This is a genomic window from Hydrogenophaga sp., assembly GCF_031426985.1.
Taxonomy (GTDB): domain Bacteria; phylum Pseudomonadota; class Gammaproteobacteria; order Burkholderiales; family Burkholderiaceae_C; genus Hydrogenophaga.
Genome location: NZ_JASJOY010000096.1, coordinates 11,459 through 11,803, shown reverse-complemented (window position 1 = coordinate 11,803; position 345 = coordinate 11,459). Strand labels below are relative to the sequence as shown.

The following is a 345-nucleotide window of genomic DNA, read 5'->3' as shown; positions in this document are numbered from 1 at the left end:
CATGCCCAGACCGTGGCGGCCGCCGATTTCGTTGGCTTTCAGGAACAGCTCGACCGGGTCGGCGTATTCGACGCCGTTCAGGGCCACGGGCATGCCTTCTTCAAAGCGCACGATCACTTCTTCAGCCTTGACATCCACTTCAGGCTTCCAGAACGCCACGCCCATGATGGGGTTGACGATCTTCATGCCACTTTGCAGGCTTTCCAGGTCTTTCGCTTCGTGCGTCGCGCCCAGCATGTTGCTGTCGGTGGAGTAGGCCTTTTCGGCACTCATCTTGTAACCAAAACCGTTGGCGGTCATGAAGGCGCTCATTTCGGCGCGGCCACCCAGTTCGTCGATGAACAG

General features: G+C 58.6%; 1 pseudogene. It reads right to left on the bottom strand.

Features of this window, described 5'->3' with window-relative positions:
- Positions 1 to 345, bottom strand: a pseudogene (locus tag RMP09_RS12355) (argininosuccinate synthase domain-containing protein); the annotation flags it as partial.